The organism is Bacillus sp. GZB (assembly GCF_001975995.1).
GTDB lineage: Bacteria > Bacillota > Bacilli > Bacillales > Bacillaceae > Bacillus > Bacillus velezensis.
Map to the genome: position 1 here is coordinate 892,972 of NZ_MTQG01000010.1, position 21,275 is coordinate 914,246.

Consider the following 21,275-nt stretch of genomic DNA (forward strand, 5'->3'; position numbering starts at 1 on the left):
AATAATGATAAAAAAAACAATGAAATCCTTTTACATACTACTTTGACATTGATATGTTCAATTCATTTCGTTCATAATAGGAGTAATTGATTATTTCACACATTAAGAGAGGAGCTCGTAATCGAATGGGACAAGAGAAACATGTCTTTACCATAGATTGGGCCGGCAGACAGCTTACAGTAGAAGCCGGCCAGCTTGCCAAACAGGCAAACGGCGCTGTCATGGTCCGCTACGGCGATACTGCAGTGCTCAGCACAGCAACCGCATCAAAAGAACCGAAACCGCTAGATTTTTTCCCGCTTACCGTTAACTATGAAGAAAGATTATACGCAGTAGGTAAAATTCCGGGCGGTTTTATTAAAAGAGAAGGCCGTCCAAGTGAAAAGGCCGTTTTAGCCAGCCGTCTGATCGACCGTCCGATCCGCCCGCTTTTCGCAGACGGATTCCGTAACGAAGTACAGGTCATCAGCATTGTCATGAGTGTTGATCAGGACTGCTCATCTGAAATGGCTGCAATGTTCGGTTCATCACTCGCTCTTTGCGTTTCCGATATCCCGTTTGAAGGCCCGATCGCGGGTGTGACGGTAGGCCGCATTGACGGGAAATTCGTCATCAATCCGACGGTTGACCAGCTTGAAAAAAGTGATATCAACCTCATCGTTGCAGGCACAAAAGACGCCATCAACATGGTGGAAGCCGGAGCGGATGAAGTTCCTGAAGAAATCATGCTTGAGGCGATTATGTTCGGTCACGAAGAAATTAAGCGCCTGATCGCATTCCAAGAAGAAATCGTCGCAGCAGTCGGCAAAGAAAAAACAGAAATCGAACTGTATGAAATTGACGAAGAGCTCAGCGAAAAAGTAAAAAGCCTTGCGGAGCCGGATCTTCTCAGCGCCATTCAGGTTCACGAAAAACATGCTCGCGAAAACGCGATCAATGAAGTGAAAAATGCAGTTGTCGCGAAATTCGAAGAAGAAGAGCATGATGAAGATACGATTAAAAAAGTGAAACAGACACTGTCTAAACTCGTGAAAAACGAAGTGCGCCGTTTGATCACAGAAGAAAAAGTCCGTCCGGACGGCCGCGGCGTTGATCAGATCCGCCCGCTTTCTTCAGAAGTCGGCCTTCTGCCGAGAACACACGGCTCCGGGCTGTTTACGAGAGGACAGACGCAGGCGCTCAGCGTTTGTACATTAGGCGCCCTTGGGGACGTTCAGATTCTTGACGGTTTAGGCGTGGAAGAATCAAAACGCTTTATGCATCATTATAACTTCCCGCAGTTCAGCGTAGGGGAGACAGGCCCGATGCGCGGACCGGGACGCCGTGAGATCGGTCACGGTGCTCTTGGAGAGCGTGCGCTTGAGCCGGTCATTCCGAATGAAAAAGACTTCCCGTATACGGTCCGCCTCGTATCCGAAGTGCTTGAATCAAACGGTTCCACTTCACAGGCCAGCATTTGCGCGAGCACGCTTGCCATGATGGACGCAGGTGTTCCGATTAAAGCCCCTGTTGCGGGTATTGCGATGGGACTTGTGAAATCAGGCGAGTACTATACGGTATTAACGGATATTCAAGGGATGGAAGACGCCCTCGGTGACATGGACTTTAAAGTAGCCGGCACGGAAAAAGGCGTGACAGCGCTACAAATGGACATTAAAATTGAAGGCCTTTCAAGAGAAATTCTTGAAGAAGCGCTTCAGCAGGCGAAAAAAGGAAGAATGGAAATCTTGAACAGCATGCTCAGCACGCTTGGTGAATCAAGAAAAGAACTTTCTCAATATGCGCCGAAAATTTTAACGATGAACATTAATCCGGATAAAATCCGTGACGTTATCGGACCGAGCGGTAAACAAATCAACAAAATCATTGAAGATACCGGTGTTAAAATTGACATTGAACAAGACGGCACCATCTTTATTTCTTCTACTGATGAAAGCAGCAACCAAAAAGCGAAAAAAATCATCGAAGATCTTGTCAGAGAAGTCGAAGTCGGCCAGCTTTACCTCGGTAAAGTCAAACGGATTGAGAAATTCGGCGCTTTCGTTGAAATTTTCAGCGGAAAAGACGGTCTCGTTCACATCTCTGAACTAGCGCTCGAACGGGTCGGCAAGGTTGAGGATGTTGTGAAAATCGGTGACGAAATCCTTGTGAAGGTAACTGAAATTGACAAACAGGGACGAGTGAATCTGTCGCGTAAAGCAGTGCTGCGCGAAGAGAAAGAAAAAGAACAGGAACAACAACAATCTTAAATGAAAACCTAACAAGGAGCCTGGGAGACCCGGCTTCTTTATTTTGAGAAAGACAACAGACGGGTTCTACCTTGTCCTCCTCATACATAATGTGTGATGAGGGGGGAAGGACATGTTGAAAAAATTCGTGCCGTTTGCCGTTTTTTTATTTCTTTTTTTTGTTTCGTTTGAAATGTTAAAAAACCCGTATACAGTTGATTACATAGACGCAATGAAAAAAGACGCTGTAACTGTGTCAGCATCAAAAGATCCGCTCTATGAAGAATTACTGCAAAAAGCGCCAGAGTATGAAGTGAAGCCGCAAGACGCGCGGATTGATAAAATATGGAAGAGTATACCGGGATATAACGGTTTAAAAGTCAATGTGGAAAAATCCTATAAACAAATGAAAAAGGACGGAGAATTTCACGAAGACGGCCTTGTCTATGAGCAGGTAAAACCGAAAGTCCATCTTAATTCTCTCGCGCCCGAACCCATTTATAAAGGAAATCCCGACAAACCGATGGTCGCTTTCCTGATAAATGTCGCCTGGGGAAATGAATATGTGGAGCAAATGCTGCCTATTCTGAAGCAGCACCAGGTCAAAGCAACTTTCTTTCTTGAAGGGAAATGGCTGAAAAACAATCAGGAGCTGGGGAAAAAAATAGCGGCAGACGGACATGAAATCGGAAATCATTCATACAATCACCCTGATATGAGCAAACTGACTTCAGGAAGCATTTCCGAACAGCTTGACAAAACCAATGCACAAATCAGCGAGACGCTCGGCATAAAGCCGAAATGGTTTGCGCCGCCAAGCGGCAGCTTCAGAAAAGCTGTGGTCGACCTTGCGGCGGAAAAAGGAATGGGCACCATCATGTGGACCGTTGACACCATTGACTGGCAAAAACCGTCTCCGGCTGTTTTACAAACAAGGGTGTTGAGCAAAATACATAACGGAGCCATGATTTTAATGCATCCGACTGATCCGACTGCGAAAAGCCTGGATACACTGATTGCAAAAATCAAAGAAAAAGGCTACGCGCTCGGCTCAGTGTCTGACTTAATGGATGAAAACAGGCTGATGAAGTAGCAGGCGGCAGTTGCCTGTCTTTGAATAGGAGGAACAGACTTGATAAAACGCTATACATGCCAAAACGGTGTAAGAGTTGTGCTTGAGAATAATCCAACGGTGCGGTCTGTGGCAATCGGCGTCTGGATCGGGACGGGGTCACGCCATGAAACGCCGGAGACAAACGGTATTTCGCACTTTCTTGAGCATATGTTTTTTAAAGGAACAAATACCAGGTCCGCACGGGAAATCGCAGAATCCTTCGATCGGATAGGCGGCCAAGTGAATGCCTTCACTTCAAAAGAATATACGTGCTATTACGCCAAAGTGCTGGATGAGCATGCAAACTACGCACTTGATGTGCTGGCTGATATGTTCTTTCATTCTGCTTTTGACGAAGATGAGCTCAAGAAAGAAAAGAACGTCGTATATGAAGAAATCAAAATGTATGAAGACGCGCCGGATGACATTGTCCACGATCTGCTGAGCAAAGCGACATACGGCAATCATTCGCTCGGCTACCCGATTCTCGGGACGGAGGAAACGCTTTCGTCATTTAACGGCGATTCTCTCAGACAGCATATGGATGACTTTTACACGCCGGACCGCGTCGTCATTTCTGTCGCCGGAAATGTAACGGAACAATTCATTAAAAACGTGGAGAAATGGTTCGGTACATACGAAGCGAAGGGCAAAGCAAGCGGCATCAGCGAGCCTGAGTTTCATTATGAAAAGCTGACCAGAAAAAAAGACACCGAACAGGCGCATCTCTGTCTCGGTTTCAAAGGCCTGAAAGTCGGAGATCCGGACATTTACGATTTGATCGTCTTAAACAACGTGCTGGGCGGAAGCATGAGCAGCCGTCTTTTCCAGGATGTGCGCGAAGATAAAGGACTGGCCTATTCTGTATACAGCTATCACAGTTCCTATGAAGACAGCGGTATGCTGACGATTTACGGAGGCACCGGCGCGAATCAGCTCGGACTTCTGTCTGAAACCATTCAGGAAACGTTATCGGTTCTAAAACGTGACGGTATCACCCCGAAAGAGCTGGAAAACAGCAAAGAGCAAATGAAGGGGAGCTTAATGCTCAGCTTAGAGAGCACAAACAGCAAAATGAGCCGGAACGGGAAAAACGAACTCCTGCTCGGAAAGCATAAGACCATGGATGAAATTATCACTGAATTAAATGCGGTCAGCCTGGAAAGCGTCAACGGCCTCAGCCGCCGCTTATTTACGGATGATTACGCACTATCGCTCATCAGCCCGACCGGCAATATGCCGGCCTCGTCTTAATCGGCAAAGCAGTCTGCCTCTTTACGGGGCAGGCATTTTTTTTTGCTCCGGGTCATATAGTACAAGGGGGTGGCTATCATGAGGCTCAGTGAACTGTCAGGTAAAGAAATTGTGGACATTAAACGGGCAGAGCGGCTCGGCGTGCTCGGCCAGACCGATTTGGAAATTAATGAACAGGACGGACAAATTACCGCGCTGTTGATTCCGACGGTAAAATGGTTCGGATTGCGAAAACAAGGCCACGACATCCGCGTCCCCTGGAACCATATCCAAAAAATCGGGTCAGACATGATCATTTTAGACGTTCCGGGGGAGATCACGCCTCCCGAAGAGTAGATCTTATTCATTTTTTTGCAAGCACCGGCTCATACAGCCGGTGCTTTTTTTATGAAAAAGACGCTGTACATTCACCGCCCTTTCTCTTTGCACATACGATGAAGAGGAGGATGACACTTAAAAGATCCAGTAACTGTAAAGAAGGTGAACGTTTCAGATGTTAACCGGATTGACAATTGCGATTATTGGCGGTGACGCAAGACAGCTTGAGATTATAAGAAAGCTGACAGAACAGCATGCCGATATTTTTCTTGCAGGATTTGACCAATTGGATGACGGTTTTACAGGTACCGTCAAATGCAAAATTGATGAGATTCCCTTTCAAAAAATAGACAGTATCATCCTGCCCGTATCGGCAACGACCGGAGAAGGCATTGTTTCCACGGTTTTTTCAAATGAAGAAGTGGTATTAAAGCAGAGCTATCTTGAGCAGACACCGGAGCATTGCGTCATTTATTCAGGCATCTCCAACGCGTATCTTGAGGGGATCGCCAGCGAAGCCGGCCGCAAGCTTGTGAAATTATTTGAACGGGACGACATCGCGATATTCAACTCGATTCCCACTGTTGAAGGAACAATCATGATGGCGATTCAGCATACGGATTATACCATTCACGGATCAAATGTCGCTGTTCTCGGCATGGGGCGCACCGGTATGACGATCGCCCGGACGTTTGCGGCGTTAGGGGCGAAGGTAAAAGTGGGCGCGCGGAGTTCGGCTCATTTGGCCCGTATAATGGAAATGGGGCTTTCTCCTTTTCAGCTTGAAGAGCTTACTGAACATGTAAATGATATTGATATCTGCATTAACACCGTACCGAGCTTGATTCTGAATCAAAGCGTTTTATCGCGCATGACGCCGAAGACCTTGATTTTGGATTTAGCATCCCGTCCGGGCGGAACGGATTTCAAATATGCTGAAAAACAAGGCATTAAAGCGCTGCTTGCTCCGGGTCTTCCGGGAATTGTGGCCCCGAAAACAGCCGGACAGATTATTGCGAACGTATTGAGCAAGCTTTTGGCAGACTTAAAGAAAGAGGGGAAATAACCATGTCTCTGAAAGGGAAAAGAATCGGATTCGGATTAACCGGCTCGCATTGCACATATGAGGAAGTTTTTCCGCAAATAGAGGCGCTTATCAGTGAAGGAGCTGAAGTCCGGCCGGTCGTGACGTCAACCGTTCAATCGACCGATACCCGCTTTGGGGAGGGGGGAGATTGGGTCAGAAAAATTGAAGAAGCAACAGGCTTTGAGGCGATTGATTCCATCGTAAAAGCGGAGCCTCTCGGGCCGAAACTTCCGCTCGACTGCATGGTCATCGCCCCCTTAACCGGAAATTCAATGAGCAAACTCGCAAATGCGATGACTGACAGCCCCGTCCTTATGGCTGCGAAAGCCACGATCCGCAACGGCCGCCCGGTCGTGCTCGGAATTTCGACAAACGACGGACTCGGTTTAAACGGAACGAATTTAATGAGGCTGATGTCCGCAAAAAACATATATTTCATCCCGTTCGGCCAGGACGACCACGTGAAAAAACCGACATCGCTCGTCGCCAGAATGGATCTCCTTCCGATTACGGTAGAAAAAGCTCTTTTGCACCAGCAGGTTCAGCCGGTGCTCGTACACCATCATGAATAAAATATCAAGATGACAGAAAATCATTCCGGAATAAAAAAATTCGGTCAATCCGTGACTATTCTATGGTAAAATAAAACGTAAAATGCAAAGTCAATTCAACAAATGATGCTTAATTGGCGGAAGGAGTTTTACAGATGGGAAGAGGATTACACGTAGCAGTTGTCGGAGCGACGGGAGCCGTAGGACAGCAAATGCTGAAAACACTGGAAGACAGAAACTTTGAAATCGAAACACTCACACTACTATCCTCAAAGCGTTCTGCTGGTACGAAAGTAACGTTTAAAGGCGAAGAATATACAGTGCAGGAAGCTGTTCCGGAAAGCTTCGAAGGCGTCCATATCGCGTTATTCAGCGCCGGCGGAAGCGTATCACAAAGCTTGGCGCCTGAGGCTGTAAAACGGGGAGCCATCGTGATTGACAATACCAGCGCATTCCGCATGGACGAAAATACACCGCTTGTCGTGCCTGAGGTGAACGAAGGTGATCTGCACAAACATAACGGCATTATCGCCAACCCTAACTGTTCAACGATTCAGATGGTGGCTGCGCTTGAACCGATCCGCAAAGCGTACGGTTTGAATAAAGTCATTGTATCTACTTACCAAGCTGTGTCCGGGGCCGGCAATGAAGCGGCGAAGGAATTGTACAGCCAGACAAAGGCGATTTTAAACAATGAACCCGCAGAACCGTCCATTATGCCGGTTAAAGGCGACAAAAAGCATTATCAAATCGCATTTAACGCCATTCCGCAAATTGATAAATTTCAAGACAACGGCTATACGTTTGAGGAAATGAAAATGATTAATGAAACGAAAAAAATCATGCATATGCCGAAGCTGGAAGTGGCTGCGACATGTGTCAGACTGCCGATTGAAACAGGGCACTCAGAATCTGTTTACATTGAGCTTGACCGTGATGACGCAACCGTTGAAGATATTAAACAGCTTTTAAAAGAAGCTCCGGGTGTTACGCTTCAGGATGATCCGGCGGAGCAGCTTTACCCGATGCCTGCTGATTGCGTCGGCAAACGCGATGTATTTGTAGGAAGAATCCGTAAAGATTTGGACAGAGCAAACGGTTTTCATTTGTGGGTTGTTTCTGATAACCTGTTAAAAGGCGCCGCTTGGAACTCAGTCCAAATCGCGGAAAGCCTGCAAAAACTGAACCTCGTATAAAACAAACGTATTTTTCTATAGGCGAACAGAAGAGAGTAAGGCTCTGCCTGCTCTCTTCTGTTACGTCAGACTAATTTGGAGTGAAAATAGTGAAGATCATTGTTCAAAAATTCGGCGGAACATCCGTAAAAGATGACAAAGGCCGCAAGCTTGCGCTAGCACACATTAAAGATGCCATCAGTGAAGGTTATAAAGTTGTCGTTGTCGTATCGGCGATGGGAAGAAAAGGAGACCCGTACGCGACAGATTCTTTAATCAGGCTCCTTTACGGCAGCCAGTCCGACATTTCTCCGAGAGAGCAGGATATGCTTCTGTCTTGTGGAGAAACGATTTCGTCCGTTGTTTTTTCCAGCATGCTGAAGGAAAACGGCATAAAAGCCGCAGCTTTAACAGGAGCCCAGGCCGGCTTTTTAACCAATGCCCAGCATACTGACGCCAAAATTATAGAAATGAGAACAGAGCGGCTTTTCGCTGCACTCGCCAGCCATGACGCCGTCGTTGTCGCAGGATTTCAGGGAGCGACTGAAAAAGGCGACACGACGACGATCGGCAGAGGAGGAAGCGATACTTCAGCAGCGGCGCTCGGCGCGGCGGTTGATGCTGAGTTTATCGACATTTTTACGGACGTGGAAGGCGTTATGACAGCCGATCCGAGAATCGTGGAAAATGCTAAGCCGCTTCCGAACGTCACATATACGGAAATCTGCAACCTGGCCTATCAAGGCGCGAAAGTCATTCATCCGCGCGCGGTGGAAATCGCCATGCAGGCAAAGGTGCCCATTCGCGTGCGCTCCACTTATTCAAAAGACAAAGGCACTTTGGTGACGTCCCATCATTCGTCTAACATCGGCAGCGATGTATTCGAACGGCTGATTACAGGGATCGCCCATGTGAAAGATGTGACGCAATTTAAGGTTCCCGCCAAAATGGGGCAATACAACGTTCAGACTGAAGTCTTTAAAGCAATGGCAAATGCCGGAATCAGCGTAGATTTCTTTAACATTACGCCGAGTGAAATCGTATATACCGTGGCCGGCAGTAAAACGGAAGCCGCGCGCAGCATTTTGGCTGAATTAGGATATGAGCCGACAGTGACGGAGAGCTGTGCGAAAGTGTCAGCGGTCGGCGCCGGGATAATGGGTGTTCCGGGTGTCACGTCAAAAATCGTCTCCGCACTTTCTGATAAAGGCATTCCGATTCTGCAATCTGCCGACAGCCATACGACGATTTGGGTGCTCGTTCATGAAAAAGATATGGTAACGGCCGTAAATGCGCTGCATGAAGTGTTTGAACTTTCAAAGTAAATGTGATTGAATCATGATGAGGTGAAAAAAATGAATGTCGGAAATATATCTACAGCGATGATTACCCCCTTTGACAGTAAAGGGAATGTAGACTTTCAAAAACTGTCTACATTAATCGACTATTTGTTGAAAAACGGCACGGATTCTTTAGTCGTCGCAGGCACGACCGGCGAATCTCCGACACTTTCAACGGAAGAAAAAATTGCACTCTTTGAATTTACAGTCAAAGAAGTGAACGGACGCGTGCCTGTTATTGCGGGTACGGGAAGTAACAATACGAAAGACTCCATTAAACTGACAAAAAAAGCTGAAGAAGCCGGTGTCGATTGCGTTATGCTTGTCACGCCGTATTATAATAAGCCTTCCCAAGAGGGTATGTACCGTCATTTTAAAGCCATTGCGGAAGAAACGTCTCTTCCTGTGATGCTTTACAACGTGCCGGGCAGAACGGTCGCTTCGCTTGCGCCGGAAACGGCCATCAGACTTGCGGAGATTCCGAATATCTCTGCGATTAAAGAAGCGAGCGGCGATCTTGATGCCATTACGAAAATCATTGCCGAAACACCGGAAGATTTTTACGTCTATTCAGGTGATGACGGCTTAACGCTTCCTATTCTCGCAGTCGGCGGAAGAGGAGTCGTGTCAGTGGCCAGCCATATCGTAGGTTCTGACATGCAGCAGATGATTAAAAACTATACAAACGGGCAGACGGCAACCGCGGCGCTGATTCATCAGAAGCTTCTGCCGATCATGAAGGAGCTCTTTAAAGCGCCTAATCCGGCTCCGGTCAAAACGGCGCTACAGCTGAAAGGCCTTGATGTCGGATCTGTGCGTCTTCCTCTTATCCCGCTGAATGAAGATGAACGTCTGAGCCTGAGCAGCGTCATCAGCGAACTGTAAGAAAAAATTTATACAGTTAAAATACGCGGTCATTCTCATTTTTATCGTGAGTTTGACCGTTTTGTATACATATTGGTTTTCCCTAAACCTTCCGCTTCTTCTTGTTTTCTAAAATTGATATCAGTTATAATAGGAACAAGTGATGATGGACGGGTATGAGACTAGGAGGATACAGATTTTGAAAAAGAAAAATACAGAAAACGTCAGAATTATCGCCCTTGGCGGCGTTGGAGAAATTGGGAAGAACCTATATGTCATTGAAATTGACTCAGACATATTTGTAGTGGATGCAGGGCTGATGCACCCTGAAAATGAAATGCTCGGTATTGATGTCGTCATTCCGGATATTTCCTACTTAGTAGAACGGGCTGACCGCGTGAAGGCCATCTTTCTGACACACGGGCACGATGAAAACATCGGGGGCGTCTTTTATTTATTGAACAAGCTGTCGGTGCCGGTATACGGAACGAAGCTTACGCTTGCATTACTGAGAGAAAAACTCAAGCAGTACGGGCATAATCGAAAAGCTGATTTGCGTGAAGTTCATTCTAAATCAGTCATTACATTTGAATCAACGAAAGTATCGTTCTTTAAAACGATTCACAGCATTCCGGATTCAGTGGGAGTCAGCTTCAAAACATCACTTGGCTCTATTGTATGCACGGGAGACTTTAAGTTTGACCAGACGCCTGCTTATCACCAATCATGTGATATTGGCGAAATTGCCAAAATCGGAAACAGCGGCGTGCTCGCCCTGCTTTCTGACAGCGCCAATGCGGAGCGCCCGGGATATACTCCGTCAGAAGCATATGTAAGCGGTGAAATTGCCGATGCGATGAACAATTCAGAAAACCGTGTCATCATTGCTGTATTCGCGTCTAATATCAACCGGATCCAGCAAGTGATACAGGCTGCCGTCCAGAACGGCCGCAAACTTGCAATCGCCGGAAAAAATCTGCAAAACGTGCTTCAGCTGGGGCGCAAGCTCGGCTATATTGAAGCCGAAGATGAAATGTTTATTCCTGTGCAGGATGTGAAAAAATATCCGAAGCGGGAAGTGGCAATTGTTACAGCCGGAAGCCATGGTGAGCCGCTGGCCGCTCTTACGCGGATGGCCAAGCAGGCGCATAAGCAGCTTAACATTGAAGAAGGAGACACCGTTGTCATTGCATCAACACCGATTCCTGGGCATGAATTGATATATTCCAAAACCGTCAACCTGCTTGCCCGCGCCGGCGCTCAAGTCATTTTCGCCCAAAAACGCGTGCATGTGTCCGGTCACGGTTCGCAGGAAGAATTGAAACTCATGCTTAATTTGCTGAAACCGAAATATTTAATTCCGGTTAACGGTGAATTCAGAATGCAAAAAGCGCATTCCAAAATCGCAGAAGAGATCGGCATGAAACGCAGCGACATTTTCTTGATTGAAAAAGGTGACGTCGTTGAATTCCGCGGACAGAATGTGAAAATCGGGGATAAAGTCACGTACGGAAACGTTCTGATTGACGGCCTCGGAGTCGGCGACATCGGCAACATCGTGCTGAGAGACCGCCGCTTATTATCACAAGACGGCATTCTCATCGTCGTGATCTCACTCGATAAGCAGAAAAAGAACCTCGTATCAGGTCCTGAGATCATTACGCGCGGTTTCGTATATGTCAGAGAATCAGAAGGTTTAATTGTACAAGCTACTGAGCTCGTCCGCTCTATCGTGACTGAAGCGACAGAAACATCTGCCGTAGAATGGTCCACGCTGAAACAAGCAATGCGTGATGCGCTGAATCAATTCCTTTATGAAAAAACAAAACGCAAGCCGATGATCATTCCGATCATTATGGAAGTATAATGTATACACAGCCGGAGCGCATGATGCTCCGGCTGTGTTTTTGTTCATGTCCCGGATGGAAATCATCATCTTTGTTCATAATACAAAGAGACATTCGGAAAGGGTGAAAGATAAAATGGATCATCGTATGGAAAACACCGAAGAACAGCAGCCCGAAAAATCAGATGCGAAAGACAGCATTATGAGCAAAATTCAGCAGCTGGGAGAGACATCTCTGCCGCAAATGTCCCAAGATACCAACATTCACTGCCTGACGATCATCGGCCAAATTGAGGGGCACGTCCAGCTCCCGCCGCAAAATAAAACAACCAAATATGAACACGTCATTCCGCAAATCGTCGCGATTGAGCAAAATCCGAAAATCGAAGGACTTCTGATCATCTTAAACACCGTCGGAGGCGATGTGGAAGCGGGGCTTGCGATTGCGGAGATGCTCGCATCCTTATCGAAACCGACCGTTTCAATCGTACTCGGCGGGGGCCACTCCATAGGTGTGCCGATCGCCGTGTCATGTGATCATAGTTTTATCGCGGAGACAGCGACAATGACCATTCACCCCGTTCGGCTTACAGGTCTGGTTATCGGGGTTCCGCAAACATTTGAATACCTGGATAAAATGCAGGAGCGGGTCGTCAACTTTGTGACCCATCATTCAAATATTTCCGAAGAAAAATTCAAAGAGCTGATGTTTTCAAAAGGAAACTTAACCAGGGACATCGGAACGAACGTAGTCGGCAAAGATGCGGCTGATTACGGATTAATTGATGCCGTGGGCGGCGTCGGACAGGCGATAAAAAAGCTGAATCAGCTGATTGAGGAACGAAAGGGCGAGGAAGGAAGGATGATTCAATGATCCTTTATACCGTCATGCCCCAAGAAGTCGTTTACGGTCAGGATATAGAGCAAAGCGTGCATGAACAGGTAGATTACGCCGGCGTGCCGCTGCTAGTTGAGATGAAGGGAAATGAAGCCGAAGTCGTACAGATTTTAAGTACGAACCCGATGGATTTTCTGAATCCGGACATCGCTCCGGGACAAAAAATCAAGCTGAAAATCTAACCGGCATTCAGTCCGTTTCTCGGGGGCAAAATATGCTATAATAGGGGAATCCTACAGAAAAATGCAGCCGGCAAAAGGCTGCTTTTCTTCATGATGTATGATTTTACATTTTTTAACGCAGTAAGGTGATGAGTGTGGCAAAGAAAAAACGGAAATCTAAAAAGAAACAAGAGAGTAAGCTCAATCTAAAATACGAACTAAGCGGACTGCTCTGTGTTGCAATCTCAATTATTGCTGTTTTGCAGCTCGGCGTTGTGGGACAGACATTTGTGTACTTGTTCCGTTTTTTTGCCGGAGAGTGGTTTATTTTATGCTTAATTGCGCTCTTCCTTCTCGGAATTTCGCTGTTTTGGAAAAAGAAGAGTCCAAGCCTTTTAACGAGAAGAAAGGCAGGGTTGTACTGTATTATCGCCAGTATATTGCTGCTGTCTCACGTGCAGCTCTTTAAAAATCTGTCTCATCACGGGTCGATTCGGTCGGCAAGTGTCATCGGCAACACGTGGGAGCTGTTTATGATTGACATGAAACAGCAGGCTGCTTCCCCTGATTTGGGCGGCGGCATGATCGGCGCGGTACTGTTTGCAGCTTCCCACTTTTTATTTGCATCAACGGGTTCACAAATCATGGCGATCGTGCTGATCTTAATGGGGCTGATTCTTGTAACAGGGCGTTCACTGCAGGAAACGCTCAAAAAGTGGACGAGCCCCGTCGGCCGGTTTATCCGCGGCCAGTGGCAGGCATTTCTTGAGGATATGAAGACGGTCAGAACGAATATGTCTTCGCCGAAAACAAAAACAAAATCGGGCAAAAAACAAAAACGGGTTCAAAAGAAAAAAGAAGAGCCTGAACCGGAGGAAGAGGATGAGGAAATCATTTCGCCGATCATCCATTCAGAGCCGATTATTTCAAGCTTTTCAGACCGTCAGGAAGAGCCCGCCGAACCGCTGATTCCGGAAAAAACGCAGGAGACGGCACAAGCGCCAAAAGATGAGCCTTCCGGCGGCGCTCAAGACAGTGGCGAAACGGCTGCGGCTCCGCCGATGACGTTTACAGAGCTTGAAAATAAAGATTATCAAATGCCTTCATTGGACATACTGGCTGACCCGAAACATACCGGCCAGCAGACCGATAAGAAAAACATTTACGAGAATGCAAGAAAACTCGAGCGGACTTTTCAAAGCTTCGGCGTAAAGGCGAAAGTGACCCAAGTTCATCTCGGTCCGGCGGTCACAAAATATGAAGTGTATCCGGATGTCGGGGTCAAAGTCAGTAAAATCGTGAATCTGAGCGATGACCTCGCGCTCGCGCTTGCCGCGAAGGATATTCGGATCGAAGCGCCGATTCCGGGTAAATCGGCAATCGGCATCGAGGTGCCCAATGCTGAAGTTGCGATGGTTTCGTTAAAAGAAGTGCTTGAATCCAAGCTCAATGACAAGCCGGACGCGAAGCTTCTGATCGGCTTGGGACGAAATATTTCCGGGGAAGCCGTGCTTGCCGAACTGAACAAAATGCCCCACCTGCTTGTAGCGGGGGCAACGGGAAGCGGAAAAAGCGTCTGTGTCAACGGTATTATTACGAGCATTCTGATGAGGGCCAAACCGCATGAAGTGAAGATGATGATGATTGACCCGAAAATGGTTGAGCTGAATGTGTATAACGGCATTCCTCATCTGCTTGCGCCGGTCGTGACAGATCCGAAAAAGGCCTCGCAGGCTTTGAAAAAGGTCGTCAATGAGATGGAGCGCCGCTATGAACTGTTCTCCCATACGGGTACGAGAAATATAGAAGGCTATAACGACCATATCAAGCGGTCAAATGCCGAAGAAGAAGTCAAGCAGCCTGAGCTGCCGTACATCGTCGTCATCGTTGACGAGCTTGCCGATCTGATGATGGTCGCTTCTTCCGACGTGGAAGATTCAATTACGAGACTTTCACAGATGGCGCGGGCGGCGGGAATTCATTTGATTATCGCGACACAGCGGCCTTCAGTTGACGTTATTACCGGTGTTATTAAAGCCAACATCCCGTCAAGAATTGCCTTCAGTGTCTCATCTCAGACCGATTCACGGACAATTTTAGACATGGGCGGCGCTGAAAAGCTTCTGGGGCGCGGAGACATGCTGTTTCTGCCTGTAGGCGCAAATAAGCCGGTGCGTGTGCAAGGGGCATTCTTATCCGATGAAGAGGTTGAGCATGTCGTCGATCATGTCATTACGCAGCAAAAAGCGCAGTATCAAGAAGAGATGATTCCGGAAGAAGTTTCGGAAACACACAGTGAAGTAACGGATGATCTCTATGACGAAGCGGTCGATTTGATTATCGGCATGCAGACGGCATCAGTCTCCATGCTTCAAAGGCGGTTCAGAATCGGATATACGAGAGCTGCCCGTCTGATTGACGCAATGGAGGAACGGGGCGTCGTCGGGCCGTATGAAGGAAGCAAACCGAGGGAAGTACTATTATCTAAGGAACAATATGATGAGCTCTCTTCTTAAAAAGGAGAGAGTTTTCACTGAAAATGATATCACCAAAATCATTCCTATTTATTTTTTTATTAAAACATGATATAGTTGTCCCAATTGTTCAATAATTTATGAAAGTGGTTTACGGAGGGGAAACATGTCTACAAAAGCTGACAATCGTCACTTGTATCTAAAAGTGATTGAGCGAATCAAAGAGGATATACAAAACGGAATTTACACCGAAAAGGAAAAGCTTCCTTCTGAATTTGAGCTTTCAAAATCAATGGGTGTCAGCCGGGCAACTCTGCGTGAAGCTTTGCGTATCCTTGAAGAGGAGCATGTGATTATCAGAAGGCACGGTGTGGGCACTTTCGTCCATACAAAACCGCTGTTTCTTTCAGGTATTGAACAGCTCAACAGCGTGACGAAAACGATTCAGCAGGCGAACATGGTGCCGGGTACAATTTTTTTGTCGTCTCAGGTCATCACGCCGTCTGATGAAGATATCGCTAGATTCCGGCTTGAGCCTGAGCAGGAGCTTTTTTATTTGGAACGCGTGAGAACGGCAAGCGGCACTCCGGTCGTTTACTGTTTAGATACGATTCCGATGCACATTCTGCCGAATTCTTTCTGTCATGAACAGGAGTCTATTTTTGATCTTTTGGAAAAAAACTCCGGGTCTGTGATCAGCTATGCCGTTGCTGATATCGAACCGATCGGATATCACGATACGATTTCGCCGGTTTTGGAATGCGAGCCGGAGACGGCGCTTTTATTGCTGAAGCAAACCCACTATAATCAGAATGATGAACCTGTGCTGTATTCATTAAATTATTTCCGGGCTGATAAGTTCAGTTTTCATGTTGTAAGAAAACGTTTTTAAGACAGACGCGTCATGTGTCTGTTTTTTTATTTGCCGTTTCAGTACATACTTTGTTTTCTGCAAGGCACAATAAAACAGGAAACAACCAAGTATAGTGAATGGGTGAATAAGTTGAGTAAGAAGAAAAATGGAACGAAAAATATCATTGCTCTGGCTTCTGTACCGCTCGTGATGACACTCGGGAATTCCATGCTGATTCCTGTGCTTCCGATGATTGAAAAGAAGCTGTCCATATCGTCTTTTCAAGTATCGTTAATTATAACGGTCTATTCGATTGTGGCGATTATTTGTATTCCGATTGCCGGATATTTGTCCGATAAATTCGGAAGAAAAAAGGTTCTTCTGCCTTGTCTTCTCATAGCCGGTGCGGGCGGAGCGCTTGCCGCGATAGCTTCCACCGCGTTCAAGCATCCTTATCCCATTATCTTGGCGGGGCGGGTGCTGCAGGGAATCGGTTCGGCAGGGGCGGCTCCTGTAGTGATGCCGTTTATCGGTGATTTATTCAAAGGGGATGATGAGCGGATTACCGCGGGGCTCGGCGACATTGAGACGTCTAACACTGCCGGGAAAGTAATAAGCCCGATTCTCGGGTCGCTCTTGGCTGCATGGTTTTGGTTTATGCCGTTTTGGTTCATTCCGTTTTTTTCGCTCATCAGTTTTTTTCTCGTATTGTTTTTGGTGGCAAAGCCGGAGGAACAAAAAGAAGCGCCTTCTATTTCCGAATTTGTGAAAAATGTCGGCCGCATATTTAAGCGTGACGGACGCTGGCTCTTTACGGTTTTTATCATCGGCTGCGTGATTATGTTTTTGCTGTTCGGGGTTCTTTTTTATTTATCAGACTCACTCGAGAAGAAATACGGAATTGACGGTGTGGCTAAAGGAGCGCTTTTGGCAATCCCGCTTTTATTTCTATCCGTCAGTTCATATATATCAGGCCGAAAAATCGGAAAAGACCAAGGCAAAATGAAGTTTTGCATCGTTTTCGGAATGAGTGCCGTGACACTGTCGTTTATCGGCCTATGGTGGAATCACAGTTTTTATTTATTATTTATCTTTTTGTGTGTCAGCGGTATCGGTATCGGAATGGCATTGCCGGCTTTAGACGCTGTCATCACAGAAGGCGTAGACAACGAGGAATCGGGAACCATCACCTCATTTTATAACAGCATGCGGTTTATCGGAGTAGCGGCGGGACCGCCGATCTTTGCTGCCCTGATGTCAAATGCAGGCTGGCTGATTTTTATTTTATCCGCTTTTTGCGGCATTGTGTCTGTATTTTTAGCGCTGTTAAATATCTCATCACAGGCAAAAGAAAAAAAGGAATCATTAAAGACGGTGTAATCTGCACTGTCTTTTTTTATTTTATTTTGAAGATTGACATGATACCGTCAAGTCGTTATTCTTTTTAATAGTTAAACATATTAACTATCGGAAGGAGGGGGAAAAGGTGCATGAAGAAAAAGTAAAACAGCTGATTCAGCGTTATTCCGATGTATACCTGCACGTCTTAAAAAAAATTGACAGCATTATCGCTGAAAAAGTGAACAAAGAGCTGACATTGGATCAATATTACATCCTCCGCTATATTATGCTCAATCCGGATTGCAAATCAATTGAACTGGCCGCAGTGTGCCACGTCAATAAAAGCGCCATTACATCTATGACGAACCGCCTGTATGAAAAAGGCTACATCAATAGAGAACGCAGCCAAAGCGACCGCCGGAGCATACTTTTAAATGTCACGGAAAAGGGGACGGAAGTATTTCACCGTGTGGAGCGGCGGATTGAGGAACTCGTCCGTTCATATATTATGTATTTTGATGAAGACGAGGCGGAGATGTTCGTTAATACATATGAAAAATTATATCGATTGATGATGACAGAGGAGGATCAGCAGACATAATGAAAAACATTATCCGAGCTCGCTGGATCATCGCCGCGGTATGGGTCGCCGCAACGGTGATATTTATGCTTACAGCGCCTGATATGGCTGAATTGACACGGGAGAAAGGGCAGATTTCCGTACCGGACGGGTATTCCTCTTCTTACGCCCATGAATTGCTTGATGAAATGTCTGATTCAGATGCACCGTCTTCTTCTGCCGTCATCGTATTTCACGAAAAAGGCTTAATGACAGACAAAAAAGATCGTCTGGAAGAAGCCGTCAGCACTTTGTCTGAACATAAAAAAGCGCTTCAGATTAAAACGGTGACTTCATACTTCGGGGAGAAAAATGACGACATCAAAAAACAGCTGCTGTCAAAAGACAGACAAACGATGCTCGTTCAGCTGCAGCTTGATACATCCAAAAACGATATCCTCGAAATAAAAAATAAAATTGATAAAGAGCTGAAACCGTACGGCGTATCATACGGCATTACAGGCCAGTCGCTGATTGACGAAGATGTGCTGAAAAGCTCGCAGGACGGCTTGAAAAAGACTGAATATATAACGGTTGCCTTTATCCTGATCGTGCTGATTCTTGTATTTCGGTCAGTGGTCGCTCCGTTCGTACCGCTTTTATCAGTATTGATATCTTATTTAGTCAGCCAGTCGATTGTCGCATTTTTAGTCGATCAGCTGAATTTTCCGCTCTCAACTTTTACTCAGATTTTTATGGTTGCGATTATGTTCGGGATCGGCACAGACTACTGCATCCTGCTTCTCAGCCGGTTTAAAGAAGAACTGTCGCATGGCGCTGATATAAGAGAAGCGATCGTCGTCACCTACAAAACGGCCGGAAAGACGGTTTTGTATAGCGGCGGTGCGGTGCTGATCGGATTTGCCTGCATCGGATTTGCGACATTTAAGCTGTATCAGTCGGCAGCGGCCGTTGCGGTCGGTGTCGCGGTGCTGCTGCTTGCGCTCATGACGATCGTGCCGTTTTTTATGGCTGTTTTAGGAAAAAGACTGTTTTGGCCTGTGAAGGGCGATATTTCCCATCCTCAAAGCAAAGCATGGGAAACGTCAGGACGGTTTTCATTTAAAAGGCCGCTCATCAGTCTTGCAATCGTTGCGGTATTCACCGTCCCGCCTATCCTTCTTTACAAAGGGTCGCTATCTTACAACAGTCTTGACGAAATCGGGGATAAATATGAATCCGTCCGCGCGTTTAATACGATTTCAGACGCATTCGGCCCGGGAGAACTTCTTCCGGCCACAGTCGTCATCAAAAATGATGCGACTTTAAATACCGAAAAACACCTGATTGATATCGAAAAAATCAGCAGAGAACTTGAAAAAACAGAGGGTGTAAAAACGGTCAGAAGCGCCACGCGCCCTGCTGGAAACGGATTGAATCAATTATTTGTCACAAATCAGGCAAAGCAGCTTCAAGAAGGACTTGATAAGGGCAATACAGGACTTGAAAAAATCACGGACGGATTAGGGCATGCCGCAAAGTCGTTAGCTGATTCACAGCCGCAGATCGAAGAGTCGGGGAAAAGCGTCAATCAGCTTATTGACGGAACATTGTCTCTGAAATCCGGGCTTTCTGATATAGGAGAAAACCTGAATAAACTGCAGGCTGGCGTGAACGAGAATAAAGCCGGCGTCGCCCAGATGAGAAAGCGGATTGAAGAGCAAAAACAAATGCTGACTTCACAGCTCAAACAAAACAGCGGTCTCGCTTCAGAAACGCAAAACGCTTTAAAATTGGTAAAAACCGTCCTGCCGATGAAAGATGAAGCCAGCAGACAGCTTGCCGATTTGAGCAAGCAGCTTGCCCGGCTGCCGTTTGCAAAATTGGAAGCGTCAATACCGTCAGTCAAAACCGATCCCTCTTATCAAGAAATTAAATCGGCCTTTACGGGTGTACAGTCAGCCGTTTCCAAGGCAAACGCGGATGCAGAAGCTTTTTCTAAACAGGTCGACAGTCAAAAGGAATATCTGCAGCAAGCGGAAAAACAATTTGCCCGGCTGGCAGCCGCTCAGAAGAAGATTGACACTCAAATTAACGCAATGATCAATGGTCTGACCAGTATTGAAAACGGTCTGCAGCAAGTGTCAGACGGACAGGGGGCTCTCGCTGGGCAAATGCCGCGCCTTGAATCGGCGGCAGGACAGCTCGCGGAGGGCCAGAAAAAAATGAAGAGCGGTCTCGGTGATTTTTCTTCCCGGCTCAGCGATCTTTCTTCCGGCCTTAACGACAGTGTAAAAGGGCTTAAGAAAGTATCAAGCGGCATGATGGGGGCGAATGATTACCTGGGTGAGCTTCACAAGGCGTCAGACAAAGAAATGACAGGCTGGTTTGTGCCGAAAGACGCGTTGACAAACAGTGATTTCACAAGCGTGTTTAATACGTACATGTCAGATGACAGAAAAACGACAGAATTGACCGTCGTTCTTGATAACAATCCTTACTCAAATACGGCCATTCAAGATATTCAAGCGATCAAAGCGAGCGTAAAAAGGGCCATTCCGAACACGGATCTGAAGAATGCTTCCTTCGGCGTTTCGGGAGTCTCCAGCATGAATGCCGATCTGAAGGAAGTATCGGATTCAGACTTCAAACGGACGGCAATGTTTATGCTGGCGGGAATTTTTCTGATTCTCATCGTGATGCTGCGCTCCCTCATTATGCCTGTTTATTTAGTGGTGTCGCTCGTACTGACGTATTTCGCATCCATCGGCGTAACGGAATACATCTTTACACACTTCTTCGGGTATCCGGGCGTAAACTGGGCCGTGCCGTTCTTCGGCTTTGTCATTTTGATGGCTCTAGGCGTGGATTATTCCATCTTTTTAATGGACCGTTTTAATGAGCTTAAAAAAGAAGGAACGGAACCCGCAATGATCAGCAGTATGAAAAATATGGGTTCCGTCATCATTTCTGCGGCGATTATTTTAGCGGGAACCTTTGCGGCCATGCTGCCGTCAGGCGTTCTTTCCTTATTACAGATTGCAACCGTGGTATTAACAGGCCTTCTCATGTACGCAATTGTGGTCCTTCCGTTTTTTGTACCGGTCATGGTGAAAATATTCGGAAGAGCCAACTGGTGGCCTTTCAATTTGAAAAAATAACGTTCAATACCTCTGCCTGTTTTCGGGCAGAGGTTTTTTGTTTCCTTATAA

General features: G+C 46.5%; 17 protein-coding genes. All 17 read left to right on the forward strand.

The window, feature by feature from the left end:
- Positions 1-125 precede the first annotated feature (125 nt).
- The 17 genes from pnp to BXO87_RS04795 all read left to right on the forward strand — a co-directional run bounded on the left by pnp (position 126) and on the right by BXO87_RS04795 (position 21,224).
- A complete protein-coding gene (gene pnp / locus BXO87_RS04715; RefSeq protein ID WP_038458040.1) occupies positions 126-2,249 on the forward strand; it encodes a polyribonucleotide nucleotidyltransferase in 2,124 nt (707 codons plus the stop codon).
- Positions 2,250-2,361: 112 nt separating this feature from the next.
- Positions 2,362-3,321, forward strand: coding sequence for a polysaccharide deacetylase family protein (locus BXO87_RS04720; RefSeq protein WP_038458042.1), 960 nt, complete (start codon positions 2,362-2,364; stop codon positions 3,319-3,321).
- Between the two features lie 39 nt (positions 3,322-3,360).
- Positions 3,361-4,596: a M16 family metallopeptidase gene (locus tag BXO87_RS04725; protein ID WP_032874927.1), complete on the forward strand. Its 1,236-nt coding sequence runs from the start codon at positions 3,361-3,363 to the stop codon at positions 4,594-4,596.
- A 78-nt stretch (positions 4,597-4,674) separates the two neighbouring features.
- Positions 4,675-4,932, forward strand: coding sequence for a YlmC/YmxH family sporulation protein (locus tag BXO87_RS04730; RefSeq protein WP_003154176.1), 258 nt, complete (start codon positions 4,675-4,677; stop codon positions 4,930-4,932).
- 157 nt (positions 4,933-5,089) lie between these two features.
- The gene (gene dpaA, locus BXO87_RS04735) at positions 5,090-5,980 is read left to right on the forward strand and encodes a dipicolinic acid synthetase subunit A (protein WP_032874928.1); all 891 of its coding nucleotides are present in this window, start codon (positions 5,090-5,092) and stop codon (positions 5,978-5,980) included.
- Between the two features lie 2 nt (positions 5,981-5,982).
- Positions 5,983-6,573, forward strand: coding sequence for a dipicolinate synthase subunit B (dpaB, locus tag BXO87_RS04740; protein ID WP_032874929.1), 591 nt, complete (start codon positions 5,983-5,985; stop codon positions 6,571-6,573).
- 134 nt (positions 6,574-6,707) lie between these two features.
- Positions 6,708-7,748: an aspartate-semialdehyde dehydrogenase gene (gene asd / locus BXO87_RS04745; RefSeq protein ID WP_038458044.1), complete on the forward strand. Its 1,041-nt coding sequence runs from the start codon at positions 6,708-6,710 to the stop codon at positions 7,746-7,748.
- A gap of 89 nt (positions 7,749-7,837) precedes the next feature.
- Positions 7,838-9,052 (forward strand): aspartate kinase, encoded by a 1,215-nt coding sequence (gene dapG, locus BXO87_RS04750; RefSeq protein WP_038458046.1) that lies wholly within the window; start codon positions 7,838-7,840, stop codon positions 9,050-9,052.
- Positions 9,053-9,082: 30 nt separating this feature from the next.
- The gene (gene dapA / locus BXO87_RS04755; RefSeq protein ID WP_003154166.1) at positions 9,083-9,952 is read left to right on the forward strand and encodes a 4-hydroxy-tetrahydrodipicolinate synthase; all 870 of its coding nucleotides are present in this window, start codon (positions 9,083-9,085) and stop codon (positions 9,950-9,952) included.
- 178 nt (positions 9,953-10,130) lie between these two features.
- Positions 10,131-11,798 (forward strand): ribonuclease J2, encoded by a 1,668-nt coding sequence (gene rnjB, locus BXO87_RS04760; protein ID WP_012117573.1) that lies wholly within the window; start codon positions 10,131-10,133, stop codon positions 11,796-11,798.
- Positions 11,799-11,913: 115 nt separating this feature from the next.
- On the forward strand, positions 11,914-12,651 hold the full coding sequence (locus BXO87_RS04765) for a ClpP family protease (RefSeq protein ID WP_003154162.1): 738 nt from the start codon (positions 11,914-11,916) through the stop codon (positions 12,649-12,651).
- Complete coding sequence (locus BXO87_RS04770) at positions 12,648-12,857, forward strand: YlzJ-like family protein (RefSeq protein ID WP_003154161.1); 210 nt, start codon at positions 12,648-12,650, stop codon at positions 12,855-12,857. The genes BXO87_RS04765 and BXO87_RS04770 overlap by 4 nt, the downstream gene beginning before the upstream one ends.
- Before the next feature lie 134 nt (positions 12,858-12,991).
- Positions 12,992-15,352, forward strand: a complete 2,361-nt coding sequence (locus BXO87_RS04775) for an FtsK/SpoIIIE family DNA translocase (RefSeq protein WP_012117574.1) — start codon at positions 12,992-12,994, stop codon at positions 15,350-15,352.
- A gap of 124 nt (positions 15,353-15,476) precedes the next feature.
- A complete protein-coding gene (locus BXO87_RS04780) occupies positions 15,477-16,202 on the forward strand; it encodes a GntR family transcriptional regulator (protein ID WP_007409813.1) in 726 nt (241 codons plus the stop codon).
- Positions 16,203-16,313: 111 nt separating this feature from the next.
- Positions 16,314-17,543, forward strand: coding sequence for a bacillibactin exporter BcbE (gene bcbE, locus BXO87_RS04785; protein WP_017417794.1), 1,230 nt, complete (start codon positions 16,314-16,316; stop codon positions 17,541-17,543).
- 106 nt (positions 17,544-17,649) lie between these two features.
- Positions 17,650-18,105, forward strand: coding sequence for a MarR family winged helix-turn-helix transcriptional regulator (locus tag BXO87_RS04790; protein WP_003154157.1), 456 nt, complete (start codon positions 17,650-17,652; stop codon positions 18,103-18,105).
- Entirely contained in the window at positions 18,105-21,224 is a 3,120-nt protein-coding gene (locus BXO87_RS04795) for an MMPL family transporter (protein WP_038458049.1), read from the forward strand. Before BXO87_RS04790 ends, BXO87_RS04795 begins: the two co-directional genes overlap by 1 nt.
- Positions 21,225-21,275 lie beyond the last annotated feature (51 nt).